Origin of the sequence: Bacteroides sp. (assembly GCF_030151085.1) — a bacterium.
Taxonomy (GTDB): domain Bacteria; phylum Bacteroidota; class Bacteroidia; order Bacteroidales; family Bacteroidaceae; genus Bacteroides.
Genome location: NZ_JASLER010000027.1, coordinates 35,110 through 59,567 on the forward strand (window position 1 = coordinate 35,110; position 24,458 = coordinate 59,567).

Sequence of the window (24,458 nt, forward strand, 5' to 3'; positions counted from 1 at the left end):
AGTCAAACATAGATATAAAAAAAGTGGTGATAAGGAAAGATACCTTATCACCACTTTTTTATTGTTAAACAAATCCGGTCAGGAATTAGCGTAGCGCTTCCACCTCTTCCGGAGTCAATGGAATCTTCTTACCCAGGCGACGGGCACCGTCAGCAGTAATCAGATAATCTTCTTCATTGCGGATACCACCGAAAGTGCGGTATTCCTTTAACTTATCATAATTGACGAAATCCATGAATTTCTTTTCAGCCTGCCACTTATCCATCAATTCGGGGATGAAATACACGCCCGGTTCAACAGTCAGTACAAAGCCCGGTTCCAATGGGATGGCAAGGCGCTGTGACTTACGACCGAATTGTGTGCTCTTGGGTTGTCCATTATAACCTACCCATATTTCACCTAAGTTTTCCATATCATGTACATCGAGCCCCATCATATGTCCCAAGCCGTGAGGATAGAACAACGCATGCGCACCTTCGCGCACAGCATCATCAGCATTTCCTTTCATCAAACCAAGCCCCTTCATGCCTTCAACCAATGTGCGGGCAGTCAGTTCGTACACTTCCATATAAGGAATGCCGGGACGAAGCGCATTGACAGCAGCCAGGTGCATAGCATTTTGTATTTCGTAAACTGCACGTTGTTTCGAAGTAAATGTTTTGTCAGCGGGAACGGTAGATGACATATCGCCTGCATATCCCAACTCTATTTCTGCTCCGGCATCAATCAGGAACAAATCACCCGACTTCACCTTGTTACCGTGATAATGGTTATGCAGTGTCTGACCATTGATAGTAGCAATGGTAGCAAATGAAAGCTGGCAATTATTCATCTCGGCTATGCGGTTCATCTCAGCAACCACTTCGTATTCGTACATTTCCGGACGAATCACTTTCATGGCGGTGATATGCATATCAGCTGTTACATCACAAGCCTTTTCTATCTCAACGATTTCTTCTGCCGATTTATAGCTACGCTGTGCTACTACCGCGCGGATAAACGGAACAGAACCTTCCTGACGTGCAGGCGGAATGCCCAACCAATCCATCAACTTCAGTTTGTGTTCGGCTCGATAAGGAGGAAGATAATGTACTGTACGCCCATTTTGTATGGCTTTATGCAGATAATTCACGACTTCTCCATAGGGACGGGTTTCGGCAATACCCACTCGCTCACTTTTTTCTTTCAGAGTAGGTTGCGTACCCATCCACACGATGTGGTCGATAGTCAACTCATCACCAAAAATAATATCCTTATCTTCGTCTATGTCAATAATAGCCGAAAGTCCGGCAAATGACAACCCGAAATAATAGAGGAAAGTGGAATCCTGACGATAACGGAAAGTATTGTCTTCGTAATGCAATCCTTGTTCGTCGTTACCCAGGAATAATAACACTCCTGAGCCCATGATCTTTTTCAGCTGGGCTCTTCGCTGTACATACGTTTCTTTAGCAAACATGACGCTTTGTTTTTTAAATTGATTGTCAACAAAGATAGGAAATAATACAGAAGAAGATTTCGCTTTCCCGAACTATTCACTATTTTTGCAGAAAGAATTCGAAAAGCATTGTTGTAATTCTTAATTTTAAAGTATGGCACAAGGTTCCCGACAGGTACAGACGCAGGCGCAGCAACAGATTCAAACGCTATCGCCACAGCAGATTCTGGTAGTAAAGCTACTGGAACTTCCCGCAGTGGAGCTGGAAGATCGCGTCCGTGCCGAACTTTTAGAAAATCCGGCACTCGAAGAAGGTAGAGAAGAATCTCCCAACGAAGAATATTCCGACGCCTCCGATGCTGATACCGGTCTGGAAGATGGTGGAAACACCGATTACGATTCTTTGAGCGACTATCTGACCGAAGACGATATCCCCGATTATAAATTACAGGAGAACAACCGCAGCAAAGGTGAACAAGCCGAAGAAATACCTTTTTCTGACGTTACTTCTTTCTACGAAACCCTGAAAGAGCAATTAGGTGAACGCGACTTGACAGAGCACCAGTGTGAACTAGCCGAATATCTTATCGGCTCACTGGATGATGACGGTTTGTTGCGCAAATCTTTGGATAACATCAGTGACGAACTAGCCATTTATGCCGGTATTGAAGCTACCCCTCAGGAATTGGAGGATGCGCTGAAAATCATTCAAGATTTTGATCCTGCCGGATTAGGCGCGCGTAACCTGCAAGAATGTCTCCTCATACAGATACGTCGCAAGATAGAGCAACAGAATTTCACCCCCAATCCTTTATTATATATAGAAGAAGCTATTATTTCGGAATGCTACGAAGAGTTTACCCGCAAGCACTGGGATAAGATACAACAAAAGCTCGGATTGGAAGAAGATGCTTTTGAACAAGCCATCAAGGAGATTGTCAAGCTAAACCCACGCCCCGGTGCATCTTTAGGAGAAACCATCGGCAAAAACATGCAGCAAATCATCCCCGATTTCATTGTAGATACCTACGACGATGGCACCATCAACCTGGCGTTGAATAACCGTAACGTACCTGAATTGCGCATGAGCCGCGATTTCAACGAGATGGTAGAAGAACACACCAAGAACAGGGCGAACCAATCTAAAGAGTCCAAAGAGGCTATGATGTTCCTCAAACAAAAAATGGATGCTGCCCAAGGATTCATCGACGCTGTTAAGCAACGTCAGAATACATTGATGACTACCATGCAAGCCATCATCGACCTGCAACGTCCGTTCTTCCTCGAAGGAGACGAATCGTTGTTGCGCCCCATGATTCTGAAAGATGTTGCCGAACGTACCGGACTGGATATTTCCACCATCTCCCGCGTCAGCAACAGTAAATATGTACAGACTAATTATGGTATTTTCTCATTGAAATACTTCTTCAACGACGGTTATACTACCGAAGATGGCGAAGAAATGTCTGTACGCGAAATCCGCAAGATATTGAAAGAGTGTATCGATAACGAAGATAAAAAGAAACCTTTAACCGATGATGAGCTTACCGAGCTACTGAAAGAAAAAGGGTACCCGATTGCTCGTCGCACAGTAGCCAAATATCGTCAGCAGATGAATATTCCGGTAGCAAGACTGAGAAGGTGAGATTGTAAATAACTAAATTGTAAATAGACTTAGATGGTTGAAGAACAACATATCATAGCAGATAAGACATTAATCAGGACAGCACAGGTGATCTCGGCGATATTCACGCCGTTTTCCATACCTTTTCTGGCTTTTGTCATCCTGTTTATATTTTCCTACTTGCGCATCATGCCCCTGCAATACAAGCTGATTGTGCTAGGAGTAGTTTATTGCTTCACCATTCTGATGCCTACTCTGACCATTTTTATCTTCCGCAAAATCAATGGATTCAGTCCTAAAGATCTGGTTGAAAGAAAGCGGAGATATGTTCCTTTCATCCTCACGATTACTTCATACGTATTTTGCTTACTCATGATGCACCGCCTGAATATACCTTGGTACATGACAGGTATCATCCTCGCTGCACTGGTAATGATGGTTATATGTGTCATTGTCAACTTAAAATGGAAACTCAGTGAACACATGGCGGGAGCCGGAGCCGTAGTAGGAGGACTGGTAGCTTTCAGTGCATTGTATGGTTATAATCCCGTAGGGTGGTTATGCCTTTTTATACTGGTGGCAGGAGTGCTGGGTACCGCCCGCATCATCTTGCAACACCATACATTAGGTGAAGTTATGGGAGGATTTACCGTAGGACTTATCTGTTCGTTACTGGTACTCCACCCATTAAGTAACATGCTGTTCCGTGTCTTTCTCTTTTAAATCAGACACAGAACAGTCCATTCCTTTTTAATTCTCAATTTTATATTTGAAATAGTATTAACCTCTTAAAACTAAAGATTATGAATTTTCCAAAAGATGTAAAGTACACGAAAGAACATGAATGGATTCGCCTGGAAGGTGATGTAGCTTATGTAGGTATTACCGATTACGCACAAGAACAGTTAGGTGATATCGTATTTGTCGATATTCAGGCAGAAGGCGAAACATTAGCTGCTGACGAAGTGTTTGGTACCATTGAAGTAGTAAAAACCATTTCAGACCTTTTCTTGCCTGTAGCAGGAGAAATTCTGGAGCAAAACGAAGCTCTTGCCGACCAACCGGAATTAGTAAACAAAGATCCGTATGGCGAAGGCTGGCTCATTAAAATGAAACCGGATGCAGCTTCAGACCTCGACAACCTGTTGGATGCCGAAGCCTACAAAGCACTGATTAATGGTTAATGATTAATGATTAGTGATTAGTTGGCTCATAGCGATATGACAAACTAATCACTAAACCCTAATAACTAAATAATATGTCTCCAATTGTTAGCATCATCATGGGTAGCACCTCTGACCTTCCTGTTATGGAGAAGGCTGCACAGCTACTTAATGATTTACATGTACCGTTCGAAATGAACGCCCTCTCGGCACACCGCACTCCGGAAGCTGTAGAAGATTTTGCAAAGAATGCCCGCCAACGCGGCATTAAAGTGATTATTGCTGCTGCTGGTATGGCTGCTGCATTACCGGGTGTTATCGCAGCCAACACTACACTTCCTGTTATCGGTGTTCCCGTTAAAGGTTCTGTACTCGATGGCGTTGATGCACTTTATTCTATCATTCAGATGCCTCCGGGCATACCCGTAGCAACCGTTGCTATTAATGGTGCCATGAATGCCGCCATTCTTGCCGTACAAATGCTAGCATTGAGCGATGCTTCACTAGCAGAAACCTTTGCCGCCTATAAAGAAGGTTTGAAGAAAAAAATCGTCAAGGCAAATGAGGAACTGAAAGAGGTGAAGTACGAGTATAAAACTAATTAAAACCGTGGATTTATTCAACTATTCCCGACGGGAAACATCAGAAGTAAACATTGGAGCCACCCCTATGGGCGGCTCCAATCCTATCCGTATACAGAGTATGACTAATACACCTACTCAAGATACGGATGCCAGTGTGGCACAGGCCAAACGCATTGTAGATGCCGGTGGTGAATATGTACGCCTCACTGCGCAAGGCATCAAGGAAGCCGAAAACTTGATGAATATCAATGCAGCATTACGACAAAACGGCTATATGGTTCCGCTTGTTGCAGATATTCATTTCAACCCGAAAGTGGCGGATGTAGCTGCGCAATACGTAGAGAAAGTACGAATCAATCCGGGAAACTACGTGGATGCAGCACGTACCTTCAAACATCTGGAATATACCGATGAGGAGTATGCCGGAGAATTGCAGAAGATACGTAACCGCTTCATCCCTTTCCTCAATATCTGCAAAGAAAATCATACAGCCATCCGTATAGGAGTGAACCACGGTTCGCTTTCCGACCGTATCATGTCCCGCTACGGTGATACCCCCGAAGGCATGGTAGAGTCGTGCATGGAATTCTTACGTATCTGCGTAGAAGAGAACTTCAAGGATGTGGTAATCTCCATAAAAGCCTCCAACACAGTGGTTATGGTAAAGACCGTACGACTATTGGCAGCTGTTATGGAACAAGAAGAAATGAACTTTCCGCTACACCTCGGCGTAACTGAAGCCGGTGATGGAGAAGACGGACGAATCAAATCCGCATTGGGCATCGGTGCCCTGCTGGCTGACGGACTGGGTGATACCATTCGCGTATCCTTGAGTGAAGCCCCCGAAGCCGAAATCCCAGTAGCCCGCAAGCTAGTGGATTATATCGTGCAGCGACACGATCATCCTTATATCCCCGGACCGGACGTACCCGGATTTAACTATCTCTCTCCTTCACGTCGTGAAACCTCAGCGGTACATAACATTGGCGGAGACAACCTGCCGGTAGTCATTGCCGCACGTCTGGACGGAAACATGGAATTCAATCCGCAATTTACGCCGGACTATGTTTATACAGGCCGTTCCGTACCCGAGCAATGCCCCGAAGGGATGGCATGCATCATCGACGCAGATACCTGGATAGGACAAGACAATGCTTGGCCTGCATTCAAGGGCGATCAGATACCTTTCCTCAGTGGTTGCAACGCTTCGCTAAAGTTCCTGTTTATCACTTATATGGGTTTAAACGATGAAGCCATTGCTTGCTTGAAGTACCACCCTGAAGTCGTATTAATTTCACAAAGCAACCATCCCAATCGTTTGGGAGAGCAGCGTGGACTGGTTCACCAAATGATGCAGGAAGGATTGAAGAATCCGGTTATTTTCTTCCAGCACTATGCAGAAGACGAAGCGGAGAATCTGCAAATCAAATCTGCCGCCGATATGGGAGCACTTATCTTTGATGGTTTGTGTGATGGTATCCTCTTGTTCAATCAGGGCCAGATAGATCCGATAATAGTAGATACCACTGCTTTCGGCATTCTACAAGCAGGGCGGGTTCGTACCAGCAAGACCGAATTCATCTCTTGCCCCGGCTGCGGAAGAACCTTATTCGATCTGGAAAAAACCATAGCTCGCGTCAAAGCGGCTACCAGCCACTTGAAAGGATTGAAGATAGGTATCATGGGATGCATTGTCAATGGTCCCGGCGAAATGGCAGATGCCGACTACGGCTATGTAGGCGCAGGGCGCGGAAAGATCAGCCTATACAAGAAAAAAGAATGTATCGAAAAGAACATCCCCGAAGAGGAAGCTGTAGAAAAGCTGATTGAACTGATAAAGAAAAACGGAGATTACGTTGAAGAATAAAAAGCAAAGCCTGCACAAATTGATGTGCAGGCTTTATTTATAGAATTCATTTAAAGGTGTCTATTTCTTCTTTTGACTAAATAACCAACTCATAAAATCCGGATAATTGAAAGCTGGTGTCCAACTGCCATGATTACACCCCGGAAATTCAATGTATTCCACATCAGCACCGGCAGCTTTCAGTGTTTTATAAGCAGCACGCGAACCTTCGGGAGTCACTACGTCATCAGCATCTCCGTGAAAAATACGGAACTTCACATCTTTAGCAGCCTTCAGTCGAGCAGGATTTACCGAGCCACAAATAGGCATGGCAACTGCAAAGACTTCCGGGTAGCGAATAGCCATATCAAATGTGCCCATTCCGCCCATAGAAAGCCCCATGATATAAATACGGCTCTTATCTACTTGCGGCATTTCCAGATAGGTATCCAGTAAGTCTTTCAATGTAAGGAAGATAGGAGATACCGGTACATCCAACGGCATTTCCGCAGGAGAAAATGATTTAGGGCGCTCCATATATGCCCAATATCCAGTTTCGGGACATTGTGGAGCCAGTACGAATGCCGGATACTTTTCGCGATTTACAGGGTTCAACCACATTTGTCCACCATGAGTCAATTGTTTTTCGTTGTCACTACCGCGCTCCCCTGCTCCATGCAAGAAGAGTACTAAAGGATATTTTTCACCTGCTTTCATCGTTTCGGGACGAAGCAGTCGATACTGTAGTGTATCTCCACGAGAAGAGACAAACATCTCTTTCTGAAAAGTATCTTGAGCCGAAATAGAAATGCCCAAGCATAAAAATAATACTAAACTGAAAAGTTGTTTCATGGTGTTATTCTATATATTGGTTGGTTACTCTACTTCTTTTATAGCAGAAAGTTGAGAAATACCATTCTCGTTGAACGTCTCAATGGCAAAGTAATACTTTTGGTCAGTATTCAAACTCTTCATCAAGTGCTTACCTTCATTACCATAAACCATCCAAGAGCTGTACAATTTATCCGGTGCAATGCCCCAAAGTATATTGTAACCTTGCGCACCTTTCACCGGTTCCCAATTGATAGTAATATCGCGACGGTCGGCGTGGCGGTCAAGGGTGAACTTCTTCGGTGCCAATGGTGCCTTACCACTACCCAGTCCGAAAACACGAAGTTCAGAGATAGCCAGGTTCGGCGTCGGTATATCAATGTTCTTATAGCGGATATAGCGAGCGGATGTGGGTAAAGTCAACTCTACATAATCGTTCGGAGTATCTTTATAACTTTCCTTACGATCTACTAAAACATCCCAGTTCTGTCCGTCGAGTGAACCCTCGATTACATAGCGATGGTGAAGCCCTTCGTAACGGCCATACATATTGCTTTGATAATCGTGGTAGTTGATTTGAATAGCACACACATCGGCAGGCTTCTCCAAATCGATCTGTACCCATTGACGCTCATCATTGGCTGCAGCAAGCCAGAAGGTTTTAGTCAATTCATCCGTCAAACCAGAAGGATTGAAATCACCTTTAGTAGTAGAAGCCGTCACCGGTTTACCGTATGAAAGCAACATCCAGCCACGGAACTGTCCGGCTTTGCCCGGTACAGCAGGTGCATAACGGGGATAATCTCCAAAGCGGGTATCGCAATACATGATGCCATCTTTGTCAAATCCGGCTGGAAACATACAAAGGCGACGTTCCCAGTTCACATTGACGGAAAGAGACATTGAAGCAAAATGCCAGTATTGACCGCCGGGGCCTAGTACGGTACTTCCATGTCCGGCACCATTCATGTAGCCGCCCGGTTTATAAGAAACCGGATTATGCTTCTGATAGGTATAAGGTCCCATCGGATGATCTGCTACATATACACCATCGGCATATACATTAAACTCAGTACCCGGCGCACCGTATTGCATATAGTATTTCCCGTTATGTTTTGTCAGCCACGGTCCTTCGATATAACCACCCAATATGGTATCTGCATGATTCTCTCCGAATCGTTCCCAACCATGTTTGGGCATATCCAAGCCAAAGAGTTCTTTTGTTTCACCCTTCTTGATGAAACGGTGGTTCTTATCCAATTCCATACCTCGGATAGGGAACACATTGGAAGAGCCCCAGAACATATAAGCTTTACCATCATCGTCAATAAATAGATCAGGATCCTGCAAATCGTGTAAGATGGCAGGGGTAGCCTCCCAATTACCGGAAGCAGGATTATCCGTATAAAGTATGCTCATAGCGCCGGAAGGATCTCCTGTTACATAGAGCACTGAATCTTTATAATTGTGTGCTGCCGGTGCATTGCATCCTTGTGGATACCAATTTCTACCCGGGCGTACAAACTCCCAATTCAACAAATCCTTAGAACGCCAATAACCATTCGAACGAGTTACGAACATATAATATTCCCCACGGAATTTCACTACAGCAGGATCGGCACCCGAACGATAGGAAATGTCTTTATCCGAATTGTAAATCATATACGTGTAATCGATGTTCAAGGGATTACAATAGGTATCCATGCGCATATCTTGCGCATGAAGTGTAGTCCACGCCAACAACCAAACTAAAGTCAATAAAAGATGTTTCATTTCAAATCACATAATTAATCATAATAAATAGACTTACCTCAGACCGGCTTTGCTGATTCTTTCTTCACCGCCGGAACAACCGGTACACTCAGCATCTCTTTATATTTCGGCAAATCATTAAGAACCTTCACTGCTTCCTTCAAACCATCATCATCCTTCAACTGCTGGATAATGCTTCCACGCTGATAATAATAGCGTTTGATGATTTCATCCGCAATCATATTCTTAATCTCTTTGGAGAAATGGTTGAGGTCACGATCCAGATTGTGAGTTAGTTTCTTTTCCAAAATCTTGAATTCTTCAGAGGCATCTGTCAAGTAGCCTTCAAATTCTGCCATTTCTTTGAGATTCTTCAGTATTTTCTCCGTTTGTTGATCATATTTAAAATCAGCTTTCTTCACCATCGCCTTGAAATCGGCATAATCAGCATCCGTAACTTCGAACTTCTCAGGAGAAGGAATGGTGGGATGTTTCAGACAATATTGTGTAGCATAATCAAAAATCAGATTGTCATTTACCAGATAATAAAGGATATTAGGCAGTTTGTCCTGCTTTACTTCAATATCGGGAGTAACACCACCGCCATCGCGTACTTCACGTCCTGCTGCCGTATGGAATACGGTAGTCAGACTATCAGGAATACGTCCTACACTACCATCTTCATTACGATGCTTGTAGTCAATGGCTTGTACGCAACGCCCACTAGGAATATAATATTTGGATGTAGTAATCTTCATGGTAGCGCCGTATGGTAGCGGACGGGGTGTCTGAACCAAACCTTTACCGAAAGTACGGTTACCAATAATCACGGCACGGTCAAGATCCTGTAAGGAGCCAGCAAGAATTTCAGAAGCCGAAGCCGTACCACTATTTACCAATACAGCCAAAGGAATTTCCAGATCCAATGGTTCACGCAATGTCTTGTAAGAATTGCTGGATTGAGCTATTTTACCCTTCGTTGTCACAAGCGTCTTACCGCGAGGAAGGAAGAAGTTTGCAATTTCTATAGACTCTTCGAGCGAACCGCCGCCATTGTTGCGCAGGTCTATCACCAAAGAAGTAATACCCTGTTTCTTCAAATCAAGAAAAGCTTGTTTGAATTCCTTGGAAGGATTACCGGAGAAAGTGCTGAGATTAATATAACCGATATTATTATCCAACACCGTATAATAAGGAATAAAAGGCAGTTGGATAGAACGGCGCACAATATTAAATACTAAGGGTTTATCTACACCCGGACGCTTCACTCTCAACTTAAAGCTGGTACCTGTTTGACCTTTAAGCAAAGTACTGACATCTTTATTACCTTCAAGATCCTTTCCATCGATATCCAATAAAATATCTCCGGCTTTCAGTCCCACTTCAGCAGCAGGCATGTGCTCGTATGGCTCAGCGATTACCGTACGCTTCAATTTAGGATCGTATCTGATAATGGAACCAATACCCCCGTACGAATTCTTCAGCATCATCTCCAGCTCACTCTGGTCTTCTTCCGGATAATAAGTAGTATAAGGATCTAATGAATAAAGCATGGCATCAATACCATCGCGGATAGTCTTATTAGGATCAATCGTATCTACATAGAACATATCCAATTCTTTCACTATTGAATTGAATATATCCAGATTCTTCGCTATTTGGAAACTGCGGCTGTCACCACTCTTAAAACTTAGAAACACAACAGCACCCACTACAACCAGCAGGGCAGCTATCCAACGTATCTTAGAAAATCTTTTCATATACCTCAATTATTATATCATTATAATTCAGTGATTTCTTTCTTTATCCGCTCCCAGTTTGTTTCAGGAAGTTCCGCTCCAATCACTTGTATTACATTCCACGAAAGGATAGAGCCGATTTTTGCACACTTTTCCAAAGAATAGCCGCAAGTAAGCCCGTATAAGAAACCGGCAGCAAAATAATCACCGGCACCGGTAGTATCCAATACCTTTTCAACCGGGATGGCCTGCACGCATACCACTTCTGTTCCTTTACGGATTAAGGAACCGCGAGCACCTACCTTAACGACTGCTATGCTACACATCTTAGCAATGATGTCCAGCGCTTCTTCCGGTTCTTCGCCTGTGAAAGCCTTTGCTTCTTCTTCATTGGCAAATACAATATCCACGTATTTGTTTATCAATAGAGAAAAGAAATCGAAATCTTCCGCTACAATATTATAGCTCGCCATATCCAGACAGATTTGCAATCCGGCTTCTTTCGCCAATTCAATGGCACGAAGAATCATATCATGGTCTTGCACCAGATAACCTTCAATAAACAAGTAAGCATACCCCTTGAACATATCCAATGAAAGTTCCTCTGCTTTCAAAGTGGCGGCCGCTCCCAGGTAAGTACCGAATGTACGTTCGCCATCTTTAGATATAAAAGTAGAAGCTACTCCCGAAGGAAGAGTGTTAGAAAGCAATAAATTGGCTTCCGTTCCACGTTCCAACAAACTATTACGGAAAAAGTTTCCATAAAAATCGTTGTTAATCTTACCGATGAATCCGGTAGCCGCTCCAAGGCACGCCATACCTCGAATTGCATTTCCGGCAGAGCCACCGGTAGCCAGATGAGTTTCCATCTGATCGAAGTACTCGTTGATTTTCTGTAGTTTATCCTCGTTTATAAGCGTCATACTTCCTTTGGGAAGTTGCATTTCTGTTAGAATTTCATCGTTTTTAAGGGTTGCAAGTACGTCTACTAAGGCGTTGCCTAATCCTATTATTTTGTCCATTTTCAAATATTTTTTTGCAAAGATATTGCATATTTCAAAATATCCTATTACTTTTGCAGCGCATTTGAGAAAAAACAACATTCTTCCTTAGCTCAGTCGGTTAGAGCATCTGACTGTTAATCAGAGGGTCCTTGGTTCAAGTCCAAGAGGAAGAGCGAAAGAAAAACTTGAATGCAACATTCTTCCTTAGCTCAGTCGGTTAGAGCATCTGACTGTTAATCAGAGGGTCCTTGGTTCAAGTCCAAGAGGAAGAGCAAAAAGGTTTGTCATTACGGCAAACCTTTTTTGTTTTCTATATCTTTATTATTCTGCTACCGCCAATGTCAGCACACTGATACGCACACCTTCCACTTCTTTGAATGCATCGGCACAAGCGGTGGTAGTGGCACCGGTGGTTAATACGTCATCCACAATAAGAATATGTTTTCCTTTGAATTGTTCGGGACAACGAAGGCAGAAAATACGATCTACATTCTCCCACCGCTCGTAAACTGATTTGCGGGTTTGGGTATCGGTATGCTTTATACGACTTACCGAGGCAATGTCTATAGGTATTCCTGTTACGGCAGCAACGCCATGGGCTATGCACTCGCTTTGATTATACCCACGCATCCTCTTTTTACGAGGGTGCAGGGGAACGGGAACAATTACATCAATATCGTGAAAAAAGTCCGTTGCAGCCAATTCCGCTGCCATAAAGCGCCCCATCACTCCACCAAGATCTTTCCTGCCACCATACTTCAATAGGTGCAATATACGGCGAAAATCGCTTCCTTTACTGTAATAGAAATAAGAGGTTGCACGTTCTAAAGGCACCTTACCCCAAAACATCCGTTCTACCGGATTATCTTTACTGACATGATAATTTGTACGGGGCATATCCATGTTGCACGTTAGGCAAATCCCCTCTTCACCTTCTTGCAAAGGAGCTCCACAGACAACGCATTGGCGTGGGAAAAAGAGATGAATAAAGGATAAGAGGTAAGTTTTGAGTGTGTTTTCCATACTATTAATTATTATTTCATCTGTTAATAGCCAGTCAAATTCCGTCTACATATCTAGAGGAGGCACTTCTTTTACCAAATTCAAGAAGATGGGATGTAGCGGTCCGTTAGTGGCGATGATATGATGTCCTTCCAGAAAATAGTCGTTACCATAGAAATCGGTCACATTTCCACCCGCTTCGAGTACCATAAGTGCGGCGGCAGAAAAATCCCACTTGCCGATGAAAGCTTCCAGCCAGGCATCAAACCGTCCGGCAGCCACATAGCATAATGCGAGTGCCGCAGAACCATTCATACGGATGCCTGATACTTTACCATAAAGTTCATGTATCAAGTGTTCGCCGGTACGGGCGTATTGGTCAGTATTATAAGGAAGTTCGGTTACTACGAAAGCCTCTTCAATGGAGGTCACGGGAGAAACATGTATTCGTTCGCCATTCATATAAGAACCACCACCCTGCCAGGCATAGAAGCACTCGTCACGGTTCGGCTCATAAACCACTCCTAAAAGAAGCTCCTGTTTATTGCGCAAGGCGATGCTGACACAATAAGGAGCAATATCATGGATGTAATTGGTAGTACCGTCCAGCGGATCGACCACCCAACAATAAGGTTCATTTTGATATACAGCCGAGCCTTCTTCGGTAATAAATCCGGCTTCGGGCAAAAGTTCCTTCAAGGCGGCGACAAGTCGTTTTTCCGATTCTTTATCGACGTATGATACATAATCGTGCGCATGCTTCACTTGCACTGCTTCACGGCGAAAGCTTTTTCTTTCTTCTTTCAGAAAAGCCCCCGCTTCACGAGCAATATGGCAGACTGACTCTGTCAAAGACTTCAAATCTTTCATATCTTATTTTTCTGCTTTTTCCTCTGATTGTTGATAAATGAGCTTAGCTCGTTGACTGACTGTCCATTTGCCATTTTCCAAACGTACATTCTTTGTATCATCATCTTCTACATTCCAAGCATATCCACCCGCAGGCAAATTGCGACGATCCAATATTTCATTCGGTGCACCTTCTTCCGAGAAGAACAATTCCACTTGTGTTGAATCAGGGCTGAATACAAGGAACAGAGTTTTGTCGGCATTGTTTACAGCATTCATACGAACACCTTTTTCCCACAGGCGGATGCAATCTTTCTGCACCTCACACCAAGTATAACCGGCAGAAGCAATGCAGCCATGATCATCCTTATCATTACCAACGATAGCGGCTTTTTCTGTATTTTCAGTCGTTTCCGCCTTCTTTACACTACCACTACCGCAACTTGCGAATAACGCCCCGGCACATACCAGGCACACAGACATTGATTTTACACTCATTAGTTTGATTTTTAATTGTTCAGATATGCAAAGATAGAAACAAATTGGTAATTTAAAAAGTTTCTTTTTATCTAACATCAAATACCATTAATGCTATTTGTGCACAGGCTTCTGCATCCGCCAGTGCGTGGTGATGCTGCTCCAACTCATAGCCGCAGCGTGCAGCTACTGTATGTAGCTGATAATTCGGCAGGCCTTTTATGACACGGCGTGAAGTCTGCAATGTGCAATAAAAATCATAATCCGGATAGTCCATGCTATAGGTACGGAAAACTGCTTTCAGGCAATTCTCATCGAAGCCTTTGTTGTGTGCTACCAATGGCAAGCCCTCAATGCGTGAAGCAATCTCCTGCCATACGGTGGGGAAAAGGGGAGCATTCTCCGTATCTGCCATAGTCAAACCATGCACACGGGTATTCCAATAGGTATAATATTCAGGTTCAGGACGGATCAGGCTGTAATAACGGTCTACAATCTCTCCATCCCGTACAATTACTACTCCAACGCTGCACACACTGGTACGTTGTTCGTTGGCTGTTTCAAAGTCAATGGCAGCAAAATCTTTCATTATATTATACTGATAGTTCTTCGTTCGGCTATTGAGATTTTGGACAAAGGGGTAATCGAAGTCCACAGTGCCAAATCTTGTATCGTCGCCGGATAAGGCATCTCATCTTTCAAATCAGTTTCCACCGCTTTAAGCATAATGTAGTCCATACCTTGATGATGAGTATCTATTTGCATAGCTTCTTCTCCCCACTTTTGCCAGTACAGATGCTCATAACGTTCTACGTATACCTCATCCGATTCCCAGGTTTCATCAGGGCTGACGCCTTCGATGTATATCAATCGCCTGTCGCCCTGCCAGATACCTTTCGTACCTTGGATCTCAAAATCCAGACTGCGCGGACGGGGCAGGGTAGTGTCATGGGTCAATGAGATCAGGACACCGTTTTCCGTCTCCAATTGGGTGACGACGACATCCCCCATCTTGATCTCTACTTCCGTATTCCCACCTAAATCTTTGATACGCTGTAACATTCCGGCGGGTTTAGAGGCGGATGAAGTCAGGTATTTAATCTTATCTTCCCGATTGATGCCCACCATCATACAGAGAGGAGCCAATCCGTGCGTGGGGTAGAGGTCACCGTTTTCTTCCTGATAGAACTTACTGCGCCATACGCTTTCCGTCTTCTTGCGATTGCCGATATGTCCTACATCATCGAGCAAAAGACGGCGCAAATCATGACGATAACCGCCACGCATATAAACGATGTCTCCCATCACACCGGCTCTTATCAGATTATAGATCGAAAGATTCTCACGCATAAAAAGTGTATTTTCCAATGGATATACGCGACTCCCTTGTTGTTCCGCTAACTCTATCAAAGGCCGATACTCTTCTATATACAGTCCACCCTTTATTTCCAAAGCAACATGGCAACCTCTTGAAACACATTGCAGAGCATGCCGTACATGACATTGCCAGGGTGAAGCAACAAACACTAAATCCGGTTTATGCTCCTCAAGCATATTCAGATAGTCGTCCTCGCCCCGGTTGTAGCAACAGATGCCCGGCAAGCCCAAATCTTCGAGCGCAGGATCGGCAAGCGCCACCACCTGAAAGTCAGGAAGATGCAGCAATAGTTGCAACAACTGTTTACCACGATAACCCACACCGATAAAAGCGGTCTTTATCATACTTGTCTCTTTCAATGTTCTATTCTCTTAAAAGGTGGTCAAATATAAAGGTTTCCACAAAACTTACCAAAAGGGGAAATGAAATAAAACAAAACGAAGTTTATACGTTTCTGCCTACACACTTGCACCCAGCTTCTACATTTACCTATTCATCGGCATTACAAGAGTAGTGTAAGCAAATTAAAAAAGTGGATGCAAAATTTTAAATAGCACGTACATTTCATAGGTTACAGACGCTTGTTTGTTCGTGAATAGATAGGTGTTTCTTTGCTTATGCACCTATATTTGAGCGATTAAACACAGCTATTTATCAAGGGCTCACAATTGTCAGCTTATCAGTCTACAATTGTAGACTGATAAGCTGACAATTGTAAACTGAAAGGCTGGCAAATGTAAACAGCTAACAATCAATAGAGATAAACAGAACGAAGTACATAGCTTCTACAGAACAAGTACAGGTGAAAGTCATATTAACAACAGTCATTTCAGGCGCTCAACACTGAGCTTGCAAGAAGTTTATAGCGTGTTTGCACGATATTAACTCCGTGTTGACACCAAATTAGCATCATGTTGACACGAAATACGTTCTTTGCATTGCGTCAGTTAATTCATTTATTAACAGATAATTAAATAATTTTCAAGACAATATACTATGAGGGCAAACACTTACTCCCATACTTGCTATCATAGTTGCTGTCATGCCTCAAACTACGATGAACACGGAGATACAAAGCTTCTATGAGAGCATGAGAGCAAATATGCATGCAAAACTAAAATGAAAACGTCTAGAAAATAAGTTGGTTGATAGATGGGAGTTCAATTCATAACCCGTCAAGAACGAAACAAAAGCCTCCCCCTCAGCCTTTCCGAAAGAGAGGAACTGGGATATGAGGCTTTATCAGATTTTTCAGTATCTTTGCCACGGACAAAGACTAAAAATATTAATCATGGAACATCCACTCTTTCAATTCCGATATTGCCCGAAGTGTGGCTCCGCCCATTTCGAAGTTCATAACGGCAAGTCCAAAAAATGCACCGATTGCAGCTTCGTCTATTACTTCAACCCCTCCTCAGCTACAGTAGCCCTCATACTGAATGAGCAGAACGAACTTCTGGTATGTCGCCGCGCCAAAGAACCGGCTAAAGGAACACTCGACCTACCCGGCGGTTTCATCGACATGGCAGAAACCGGTGAAGAAGGAGTTGCCCGTGAAGTAAAAGAAGAAACAGGCATGGACGTGGTAAAAACCGAATATTTATTCTCGCTACCCAATATTTATATTTATTCCGGTTTTCCTGTACATACGCTTGACATGTTCTTCAGCTGTAAGGTATCGGACACCTCTCACTTCAAAGCAATGGATGATGCTGCGGAAACCTTTTTCCTACCCCTGAAAGACATACGCACAGAAGATTTCGGACTGGGTTCCATCCGCCAGGGACTAGAGAAGTTCTTAAAGCATCGCATATAGAAACGAGAAATCCCTAAAAAAGCCAAACAAGTGTAACAAATACGGTGTGAAACCCGTATTTTTGTAAAATACCTATTTAGAAAGAAGATGAAACATAAAATCTCCCGAATACTTTGTACGGCACTTTGCTGTGCACCTTTGCTTGCCAACGCGCAAACAAGTGAGAAAAGCACTTCCCCTCAGAGACTCTATCAGGAAGGACAAACCTTGTTCCAGCAGAAAGCCTATGCTGCCGCCATTTCTCCATTGCAAGCCTTTGTACGCCAACAGAATGCAGAAGGCAAACCATTGCCTGCCACAGGAGAACGACAAGAAGCAGAATACATGTTGGTTTGCTCCGCATACGAGTTAAGAGATCCCAAAAGCGTAGAGCTGTTAAGAGCCTTTCTCGAAGAATATCCCGACACTCCATACTCCAACCGTATCTATGCACTCATTGCCTCGGCCTATTTCTTCGAAGGCAAATATGACGATGCACTTGCCATGTTCAATTCCGCCCGCCTCGAACTCTTAGGTTCCGAAGAGCGCGACGACATGACTTACCGACTGGCTACCTGTTACCTGAAAACAGGCAATGTGCAAGAAGCTGCCGTATGGTTCGAAACCCTGCGCAGCACGAGCAAGAAATATGCAGCAGATTGCAGCTATTACATCTCCTATATCCGTTATACGCAACAACGCTACGACGAAGCCCTCAGCGGCTTTCTGCCTTTACAGGATAATGCCAAATACAAGGCACTGGTTCCTTATTACATCGCAGAAATCTATCTGATTAAAAAGAATTACGACAAGGCAGAGATTGTTGCCCAAAACTATCTGTCAGCCTTTCCGGGTCAGACCTACACCGCAGAAATGTACCGTGTGCTCGGAACAGCGGAGTATCACTTCGGGAAATACCACGAAGCCATGGGCTCTTTCGAGGAATATCTGAAAAACGATTCTGAACCGACTCACAGACGGGATGCCTACTACATGCTGGGAATGTCCTGCTATCAATGCGGTGTATATTCCAAAGTACCTACAATACTAGGCGAAGTAACCACCCAGAACGATGCCCTTTCACAAAACGCTTACCTCCACATGGGTCTTGCCTACCTGCAACTGGGCGATAAGACCAAAGCACGCATGGCTTTTGAACAAGCAGCCGCCAGCAATGCCGATCTGAAAATCAAAGAGCAAGCAGCTTATAATTACGCCCTGTGCATTCACGAAACATCCTATTCCGCTTTCGGCGAATCGGTTACCGTATTCGAGAAGTTCCTGAACGAATTTCCTAATTCCGTTTATGCCGATAAAGTCAGCAACTACCTGGTGGAAGTGTATATGAACACTCGTAGCTATGATGCCGCACTTAAGTCCATTGAACGGATCGCCCATCCCAGCAAAGCTATTCTGGAAGCCAAACAGAAGATCTTATTCCAGCTTGGTACGCAGTCCTTCGCCAACACCCAATTCGAACAAGCCATCGGCTACTTCAACCAAAGTGTTGCCTTGGGACAATACAACCTACAAACCAAAGCAGATGCTCTCTATTGGCTCGGTGAGTCATACTACCGCCTGAACCGCATGCAAGAAGCCGCTCGAAACTTCAACGAGTATCTCTCTCTCACCGGACAAAGAAATACGGAAATGTTTGCCCTCGCCTATTACAACCTGGGCTACATCGCCTTCCACCAAAAAGAATATGCCGCAGCAGAAAGCCGCTTCCGCAACTTCGTCCAACTGGAGAAAGGAGAAAATCCAACAGCATTGGCAGATGCCTATAACCGTATCGGTGACTGTAACCTGCATGTCCGCCGCTTTGATGAAGCCAAGCAATATTATACCAAAGCCGAAAAACTGGAAACTCCCGCCGGAGATTACTCCTTCTATCAACTGGCACTGGTAGCCGGATTGCAAAAAGATTATTCCGGAAAGGTTTCCCTACTCGACCGTCTGGCAAGCAAATATCCTAACTCACCCTACGCCGTAAATGCACTTTATGAGAAAGGTCGCTCTTACGTACAGAGCAATAACAGCCGCCAGGCCATCGCTTCTTTCCGCGAACTACTGAATAAATATCCCGAAAGCCCCGTCAGCCGTAAAGCTGCCGCCGAAATCGGTCTGCTCTATTACCAGAATGATGAATACGACCGCGCTATAGATGCTTATAAATACGTAGTGAAGCAATATCCGGGTAGCGAAGAATCACGTCTCGCCATGCGCGACCTGAAGTCTATCTATGTAGACGCCAACCGCGTAGATGAGTTTGCCGCCCTCGCCTCACAGATGCCGGGAGAAATCCGGTTTGAACCCAGCGAGCAGGATTCACTAACCTACATCGCCGCCGAGAAGATATACATGAAGGGAGAAGCAGCCCCTGCCAAGAACAGCTTCAACCGCTATCTGCAAAGCTTCCCGAACGGTGCTTTCAGTCTGAACGCCCATTATTACCTCTGTGTAATCGGCAAAGAGCAAAAAGACGAAGAAGCCGTTCTGCTTCATGCCGGCAAATTGCTGGAATATCCTGACAATCCTTACTCGGAAGAAGCCCTGCTGATGCATGGAGAGATTCTGTTTAACCGTAAGCAATACGATCAGGCTATTGCGGATTACAAGAAGTTACAAGCCAAAGCCTCTACCACCGAACGCCGTCAGCTCGGTTCCATCGGTGTACTGCGTTGCGCTGCATTGATGGGCGATGATACAGATGTCATCCAGTCCGCCACAAATCTTCTTGCCGAAGCCAAGTTATCCCCCGAATTGCGCAATGAAGCCTTATACTATCGCGCCAAAGCTTATCTGAACCAAAAAGCAGATAAGAAAGCCATGGACGACCTCAAACTTTTAGCAAAAGATACCCGTACCCTCTATGGCGCCGAAGCTAAATTCCTGGTAGCCCAGCAACTGTACAATGCCCGTGAATATCCTGCTGCCGAAAAAGAGATACTCAACTATATCGACCAAAGTACTCCACATGCCTATTGGCTGGCACGTAGCTTCATCCTCTTGTCCGACGTATATGTTGCCATGGACAAGAAACTCGACGCACGCCAGTACTTACTAAGCCTGCAACAGAATTATCAAGCGAACGATGATATCGCCGGCATGATTAAAGAGAGACTGGAGAAGTTGAAATGAATTATTTAGTAGTTAAGTAGTAAGTAGTTAAGTAGAATAGTTATATGAAAAAGATACAATATATACTTGGAGCATTAACGCTCATTTCCTTCCCCTTGGGAGCCCAAGCGCAGAAGCTAGCTAAAGACTCTACAGTAAACCGCACGGTTGTTGTAGAACAAGAATATAACCCGGACATCATGGATGCCTCCAAAGTAAACGTGCTGCCCAAAGTAGAACCTCCTACCGTGAGCAAAAAAGAAGTGGAATATGACGCCACACTTATGCCTTCCGGTAACATTCCCGCTACCGTCATGCAAGCCTATACAGGTAAGGAAACACAGAGCAAAGCATCACCGGGATATGCCCGTCTGGGATATGGCAGCTATGGCAATCTCGATGCCCGCGCCAACTATCTGTTTACCTTGCCCAACAGTGACCGCCTCAACCTCACTTTCCATACAAATGGTATGGATGGCAAACTGAATATGCCAGACGATCAGAAAGATTGGAACTCCTATTATTATCATACCCACGCCGGCATGGACTATGTACATGCTTTCAAGAAAGTAAACCTGAATATAGCAGGAAACTTCGGTCTCAGCAACTTCAACTTCCTACCTAACTCAGTAAATAACAAGCAGAAGTTCACTTCCGGTGATGTACATTTCAGTGTAAAATCTACAAGCGACGACATGCCCTTGCAGTTCCGTGCCGAAACGAACCTTATGTTCTATGAACGCCAACACGAATTAAGTTTCAGTGATACCCAAGAAGGCATGGTACGCACTAAAGCAGAAGCGACAGGTTCCATCTCCGAAGAGCAATTCATTGGAGTGGCACTCGCCATGGACAACGTATTCTACAAGAATAATCAATTCGAGGACTATACAGCTTTAAACCTGAACCCCTACTATCTTTATGAGAATGACGACTGGAAAATCCACCTAGGCGCTCATGTAGATCTGGCTTTCGGATTTGGCAAGCAATTCCGTGTTTCTCCTGATATAACGGCAGCATATACCTTCTCCGATAGTTATACACTTTACGCCCAAGCCAAAGGCGGAAAGATTCAAAATGATTTCCGACGCATGGAGACTATCAGCCCATACGGACAAACTGCCGGACAATTAGATGCCACCTACGAACAACTTAATGCCGCTCTTGGCTTCAAAGCAAGCCCCGTTGCCGGATTATGGTTCAACATCTACGGTGGTTATCAAGACCTGAAAAACGACTTGTTGCAATCTGCTCTTACCTTTGGCATAGAAGATTTGCAACACCCTTCCGATTTCTACGGATATGCCTTACAACTCGACACCCGTAATACCGACAACATTTACGCCGGTGCCGAAGTAAGCTATGCTTATAAGGATATCGTCTCTTTCACTGCTTCGGGCATCTACCGTGACTGGAAAATATCCGATAAAGAGGCTGATTGGATGTTAGCCTTCAAACCCGCTTTCGAAGCCAACTTCCGCATCGACCTCCGCCCTATTCCCTCTGTACTCATCAACCTGGGTTATCAAAACATTTCCCGCGAAAAGGTGCAAGGACAGAAGGCAGACCCTGTCAGTAACCTCTACTTGGGTGGAAGCTATGAACTATTCAAAGGAATTTCCATCTATGCCCGCGCAAACAATTTGTTGAATAAAGACTATCAATACTATTGGGGGTATCCTACAGAAGGGCTCAATTTCCTTGGTGGAGTAAGTTTCCAATTTTAGTGAAACAAGAGCAGCAAAACACAACTAATTTGAACAAAAAAGGTCATTTTTGCTAAATTCTCCTTATATTATAAGGTAGAAAGAATCTTTTTTTTCTACTTTTGCGGGCGAATTAGGTGGCGTGAGTCACTACAAAACAGAAATTTATGCAAAAGAACCTTGTCATTGTCGAATCTCCGGCAAAAGCAAAAACAATTGAGAAGTTCCTTGGGAAAGACTTTAAAGTCCTTTCCAGCTACGGTCATATACGCGATTTGAAAAAGAAAGATTTCAGTATTGACATTGAAAAGAACTTTGAACCGCACTATGAAGTACCTGCTGATAAGAAGAAACTCGTAGCCCAACTGAAAGAGGAAGCTGAACAAGCAGAAACAGTATGGTTAGCATCCGATGAGGACCGCGAGGGAGAAGCCATCGCATGGCACTTGTACGAAGTGCTGAAATTGAAACCGGAGAACACCAAACGTATTGTTTTCCATGAAATCACGAAAGGCGCTATCTTAAAAGCCATCGAGCAACCTCGTAATATAGACATCAACCTGGTTGATGCCCAACAAGCACGACGCATCCTGGACCGTATCGTAGGCTTCGAACTTTCGCCCGTACTGTGGAAGAAAGTAAAGCCCGCCCTTTCGGCAGGTCGTGTACAATCCGTTGCCGTTCGCCTTATCGTAGAGCGTGAACGCGAAATTCATGCATTCCAAACCGAAGCAGCCTACCGCGTCACTGCCGTATTCCTTGTTCCCGACGAAGATGGCAAGTTGGTAGAGATGAAAGCCGAACTGGGACGCCGGATCAAGACGAAAGAAGAAGCACAGAAATTTCTGGAAAGTTGCCGTTCCGCTACATTCACCATCAATGATATCATCACCCGCCCGTTGAAGAAGAGCCCCGCCGCTCCATTCACCACTTCTACTTTGCAGCAGGAAGCTGCCCGCAAACTAGGATTCACGGTAGCACAAACCATGATGGTAGCACAACGACTGTACGAATCAGGAAACATCACCTACATGCGTACCGACTCTGTAAATCTATCCGAATTTGCAATCAACGGCAGTAAAGAAGCCATCACACACATGATGGGTGAGCGTTATGTAAATACCCGCCACTTTGCCACCAAGACCAAAGGTGCACAGGAAGCGCACGAAGCCATCCGTCCTACTTATATGGAGAACGCCAAAATCGAAGGCAGCTCACAAGAAAAGAGACTGTACGACCTGATTTGGAAACGTACCATCGCCTCCCAAATGGCAGATGCTGAAGTGGAAAAAACCACTGCAAGCATCGGCATCAGCAACGAATCCGATACTTTCACCGCTACCGGAGAAGTGGTTAAGTTTGATGGTTTCCTCCACGTTTACCGCGAATCATACGATGATGATGCAGACAACCAAGAGGATGAGTCACGCTTATTGCCTCCTCTGAAGAAAGGACAGAAACTTCAGCACGAAGATATTACCGCAACCGAACGTTTCACTCAACATCCGCCTCGCTATACAGAAGCAAGCCTTGTACGTAAGTTGGAGGAACTGGGTATCGGTCGTCCTTCTACCTACGCTCCTACCATTTCTACTATTCAGCAACGCGAATATGTATTGAAAGGCGAGAAGCCGGGAGAAGATCGCGAATACAACGTACTCATGCTGAAAGACAATCAGATAGTAGATAATACCAACACCGAGATTACCGGTGCCGAGAAGTCCAAACTCATGCCTACCGATACCGGTATAGTTGTGAACGACTTCCTGATAGAGTATTTCCCGAACATCCTCGATTTCAATTTCACAGCCAACGTAGAAAAGCAATTCGACGAAATCGCCGAAGGTGAGAAACAATGGACAGCTATCATGAAAACCTTCTATAAGGATTTCCACCCCTCGGTAGAGAAAACGCTTGCCTCCAAGAGCGAACATAAAGCCGGCGAACGTATTCTGGGAAATGATCCCGTTACCGGAAAGCAAATCTCGGTAAAGATAGGGCGTTTTGGCCCTGTAGTACAAATGGGTACTGTAGAAGATGAGGAAAAGCCCCGTTTTGCACAGATGACCAAAGATTTGTCCCTCGAAACCATCACATTGGAAGAAGCACTGGAACTCTTCAAGCTTCCACGTACTCTTGGCACGTATGAG

19 protein-coding genes and 2 tRNA genes are annotated in these 24,458 nt (G+C 44.4%); 11 read left to right on the plus strand and 10 right to left on the minus strand.

What is annotated here, in order from left to right; translation table 11 throughout:
• Positions 1-85: 85 nt before the first annotated feature.
• A complete protein-coding gene (locus Q1W14_RS05050) occupies positions 86-1,459 on the minus strand; it encodes an aminopeptidase P family protein (RefSeq protein ID WP_300699701.1) in 1,374 nt (457 codons plus the stop codon).
• Positions 1,460-1,592: 133 nt separating this feature from the next.
• On the opposite strand from Q1W14_RS05050, the gene rpoN reads away from it, so the two are divergent.
• From rpoN to Q1W14_RS05075, 5 genes are all read left to right on the plus strand, one after another.
• Positions 1,593-3,083 (plus strand): RNA polymerase factor sigma-54, encoded by a 1,491-nt coding sequence (gene rpoN / locus Q1W14_RS05055; protein WP_300699702.1) that lies wholly within the window; start codon positions 1,593-1,595, stop codon positions 3,081-3,083.
• A 33-nt stretch (positions 3,084-3,116) separates the two neighbouring features.
• Positions 3,117-3,785 (plus strand): hypothetical protein, encoded by a 669-nt coding sequence (locus Q1W14_RS05060; protein ID WP_300699703.1) that lies wholly within the window; start codon positions 3,117-3,119, stop codon positions 3,783-3,785.
• Between the two features lie 80 nt (positions 3,786-3,865).
• The gene (gene gcvH, locus Q1W14_RS05065) at positions 3,866-4,246 is read left to right on the plus strand and encodes a glycine cleavage system protein GcvH (RefSeq protein ID WP_300699704.1); all 381 of its coding nucleotides are present in this window, start codon (positions 3,866-3,868) and stop codon (positions 4,244-4,246) included.
• 74 nt (positions 4,247-4,320) lie between these two features.
• Complete coding sequence (gene purE / locus Q1W14_RS05070; protein WP_300699705.1) at positions 4,321-4,830, plus strand: 5-(carboxyamino)imidazole ribonucleotide mutase; 510 nt, start codon at positions 4,321-4,323, stop codon at positions 4,828-4,830.
• 4 nt (positions 4,831-4,834) lie between these two features.
• Positions 4,835-6,676 carry a 4-hydroxy-3-methylbut-2-en-1-yl diphosphate synthase gene (locus tag Q1W14_RS05075; protein ID WP_300699706.1) on the plus strand — a complete coding sequence of 614 codons (1,842 nt, stop codon included), beginning with the start codon at positions 4,835-4,837 and terminating at the stop codon, positions 6,674-6,676.
• A gap of 60 nt (positions 6,677-6,736) precedes the next feature.
• Here the strand turns inward: Q1W14_RS05075 and Q1W14_RS05080 are convergent, their stop codons facing one another.
• The 4 genes from Q1W14_RS05080 to Q1W14_RS05095 are packed head-to-tail and all read right to left on the minus strand — an operon-like array spanning position 6,737 to position 11,999.
• Positions 6,737-7,507: a prolyl oligopeptidase family serine peptidase gene (locus Q1W14_RS05080; protein ID WP_300699707.1), complete on the minus strand. Its 771-nt coding sequence runs from the start codon at positions 7,505-7,507 to the stop codon at positions 6,737-6,739.
• A gap of 24 nt (positions 7,508-7,531) precedes the next feature.
• Positions 7,532-9,259 carry a family 43 glycosylhydrolase gene (locus tag Q1W14_RS05085; protein WP_300699708.1) on the minus strand — a complete coding sequence of 576 codons (1,728 nt, stop codon included), beginning with the start codon at positions 9,257-9,259 and terminating at the stop codon, positions 7,532-7,534.
• A gap of 38 nt (positions 9,260-9,297) precedes the next feature.
• Entirely contained in the window at positions 9,298-10,998 is a 1,701-nt protein-coding gene (locus Q1W14_RS05090) for a S41 family peptidase (protein ID WP_300699709.1), read from the minus strand.
• A gap of 20 nt (positions 10,999-11,018) precedes the next feature.
• Positions 11,019-11,999 (minus strand): adenosine kinase, encoded by a 981-nt coding sequence (locus Q1W14_RS05095; RefSeq protein WP_300699710.1) that lies wholly within the window; start codon positions 11,997-11,999, stop codon positions 11,019-11,021.
• An 81-nt stretch (positions 12,000-12,080) separates the two neighbouring features.
• On the opposite strand from Q1W14_RS05095, the gene Q1W14_RS05100 reads away from it, so the two are divergent.
• Both Q1W14_RS05100 and Q1W14_RS05105 read left to right on the plus strand, forming a co-directional pair.
• Positions 12,081-12,154 (plus strand) — tRNA-Asn (locus tag Q1W14_RS05100).
• 25 nt (positions 12,155-12,179) lie between these two features.
• Positions 12,180-12,253: transfer RNA gene (locus Q1W14_RS05105), tRNA-Asn, on the plus strand.
• A gap of 49 nt (positions 12,254-12,302) precedes the next feature.
• Here Q1W14_RS05105 and Q1W14_RS05110 read toward each other — a convergent pair.
• From Q1W14_RS05110 to Q1W14_RS05130, 5 genes are all read right to left on the minus strand, one after another.
• Positions 12,303-13,004 (minus strand): double zinc ribbon domain-containing protein, encoded by a 702-nt coding sequence (locus Q1W14_RS05110; protein ID WP_300699711.1) that lies wholly within the window; start codon positions 13,002-13,004, stop codon positions 12,303-12,305.
• A gap of 45 nt (positions 13,005-13,049) precedes the next feature.
• Entirely contained in the window at positions 13,050-13,853 is an 804-nt protein-coding gene (locus Q1W14_RS05115; RefSeq protein WP_300699712.1) for an inositol monophosphatase family protein, read from the minus strand.
• A 3-nt stretch (positions 13,854-13,856) separates the two neighbouring features.
• Positions 13,857-14,330, minus strand: a complete 474-nt coding sequence (locus Q1W14_RS05120; protein ID WP_300699713.1) for a hypothetical protein — start codon at positions 14,328-14,330, stop codon at positions 13,857-13,859.
• A 67-nt stretch (positions 14,331-14,397) separates the two neighbouring features.
• Positions 14,398-14,898: a 3'-5' exonuclease gene (locus Q1W14_RS05125; protein ID WP_300699714.1), complete on the minus strand. Its 501-nt coding sequence runs from the start codon at positions 14,896-14,898 to the stop codon at positions 14,398-14,400.
• Positions 14,898-16,031 carry a Gfo/Idh/MocA family oxidoreductase gene (locus Q1W14_RS05130; protein ID WP_300699715.1) on the minus strand — a complete coding sequence of 378 codons (1,134 nt, stop codon included), beginning with the start codon at positions 16,029-16,031 and terminating at the stop codon, positions 14,898-14,900. The genes Q1W14_RS05125 and Q1W14_RS05130 overlap by 1 nt, the downstream gene beginning before the upstream one ends.
• 947 nt (positions 16,032-16,978) lie before the next feature.
• Here Q1W14_RS05130 and Q1W14_RS05135 point away from each other — a divergent pair.
• From Q1W14_RS05135 to topA, 4 genes are all read left to right on the plus strand, one after another.
• On the plus strand, positions 16,979-17,503 hold the full coding sequence (locus Q1W14_RS05135; protein ID WP_300699716.1) for an NUDIX domain-containing protein: 525 nt from the start codon (positions 16,979-16,981) through the stop codon (positions 17,501-17,503).
• A gap of 87 nt (positions 17,504-17,590) precedes the next feature.
• Positions 17,591-20,623, plus strand: coding sequence for a tetratricopeptide repeat protein (locus Q1W14_RS05140; RefSeq protein ID WP_300699717.1), 3,033 nt, complete (start codon positions 17,591-17,593; stop codon positions 20,621-20,623).
• Between the two features lie 44 nt (positions 20,624-20,667).
• Positions 20,668-22,329, plus strand: a complete 1,662-nt coding sequence (locus Q1W14_RS05145; RefSeq protein ID WP_300699718.1) for a TonB-dependent receptor — start codon at positions 20,668-20,670, stop codon at positions 22,327-22,329.
• A gap of 146 nt (positions 22,330-22,475) precedes the next feature.
• A partial coding sequence (gene topA / locus Q1W14_RS05150) for a type I DNA topoisomerase (protein ID WP_300699719.1) occupies positions 22,476-24,458 on the plus strand: 1,983 nt, incomplete at its 3' end.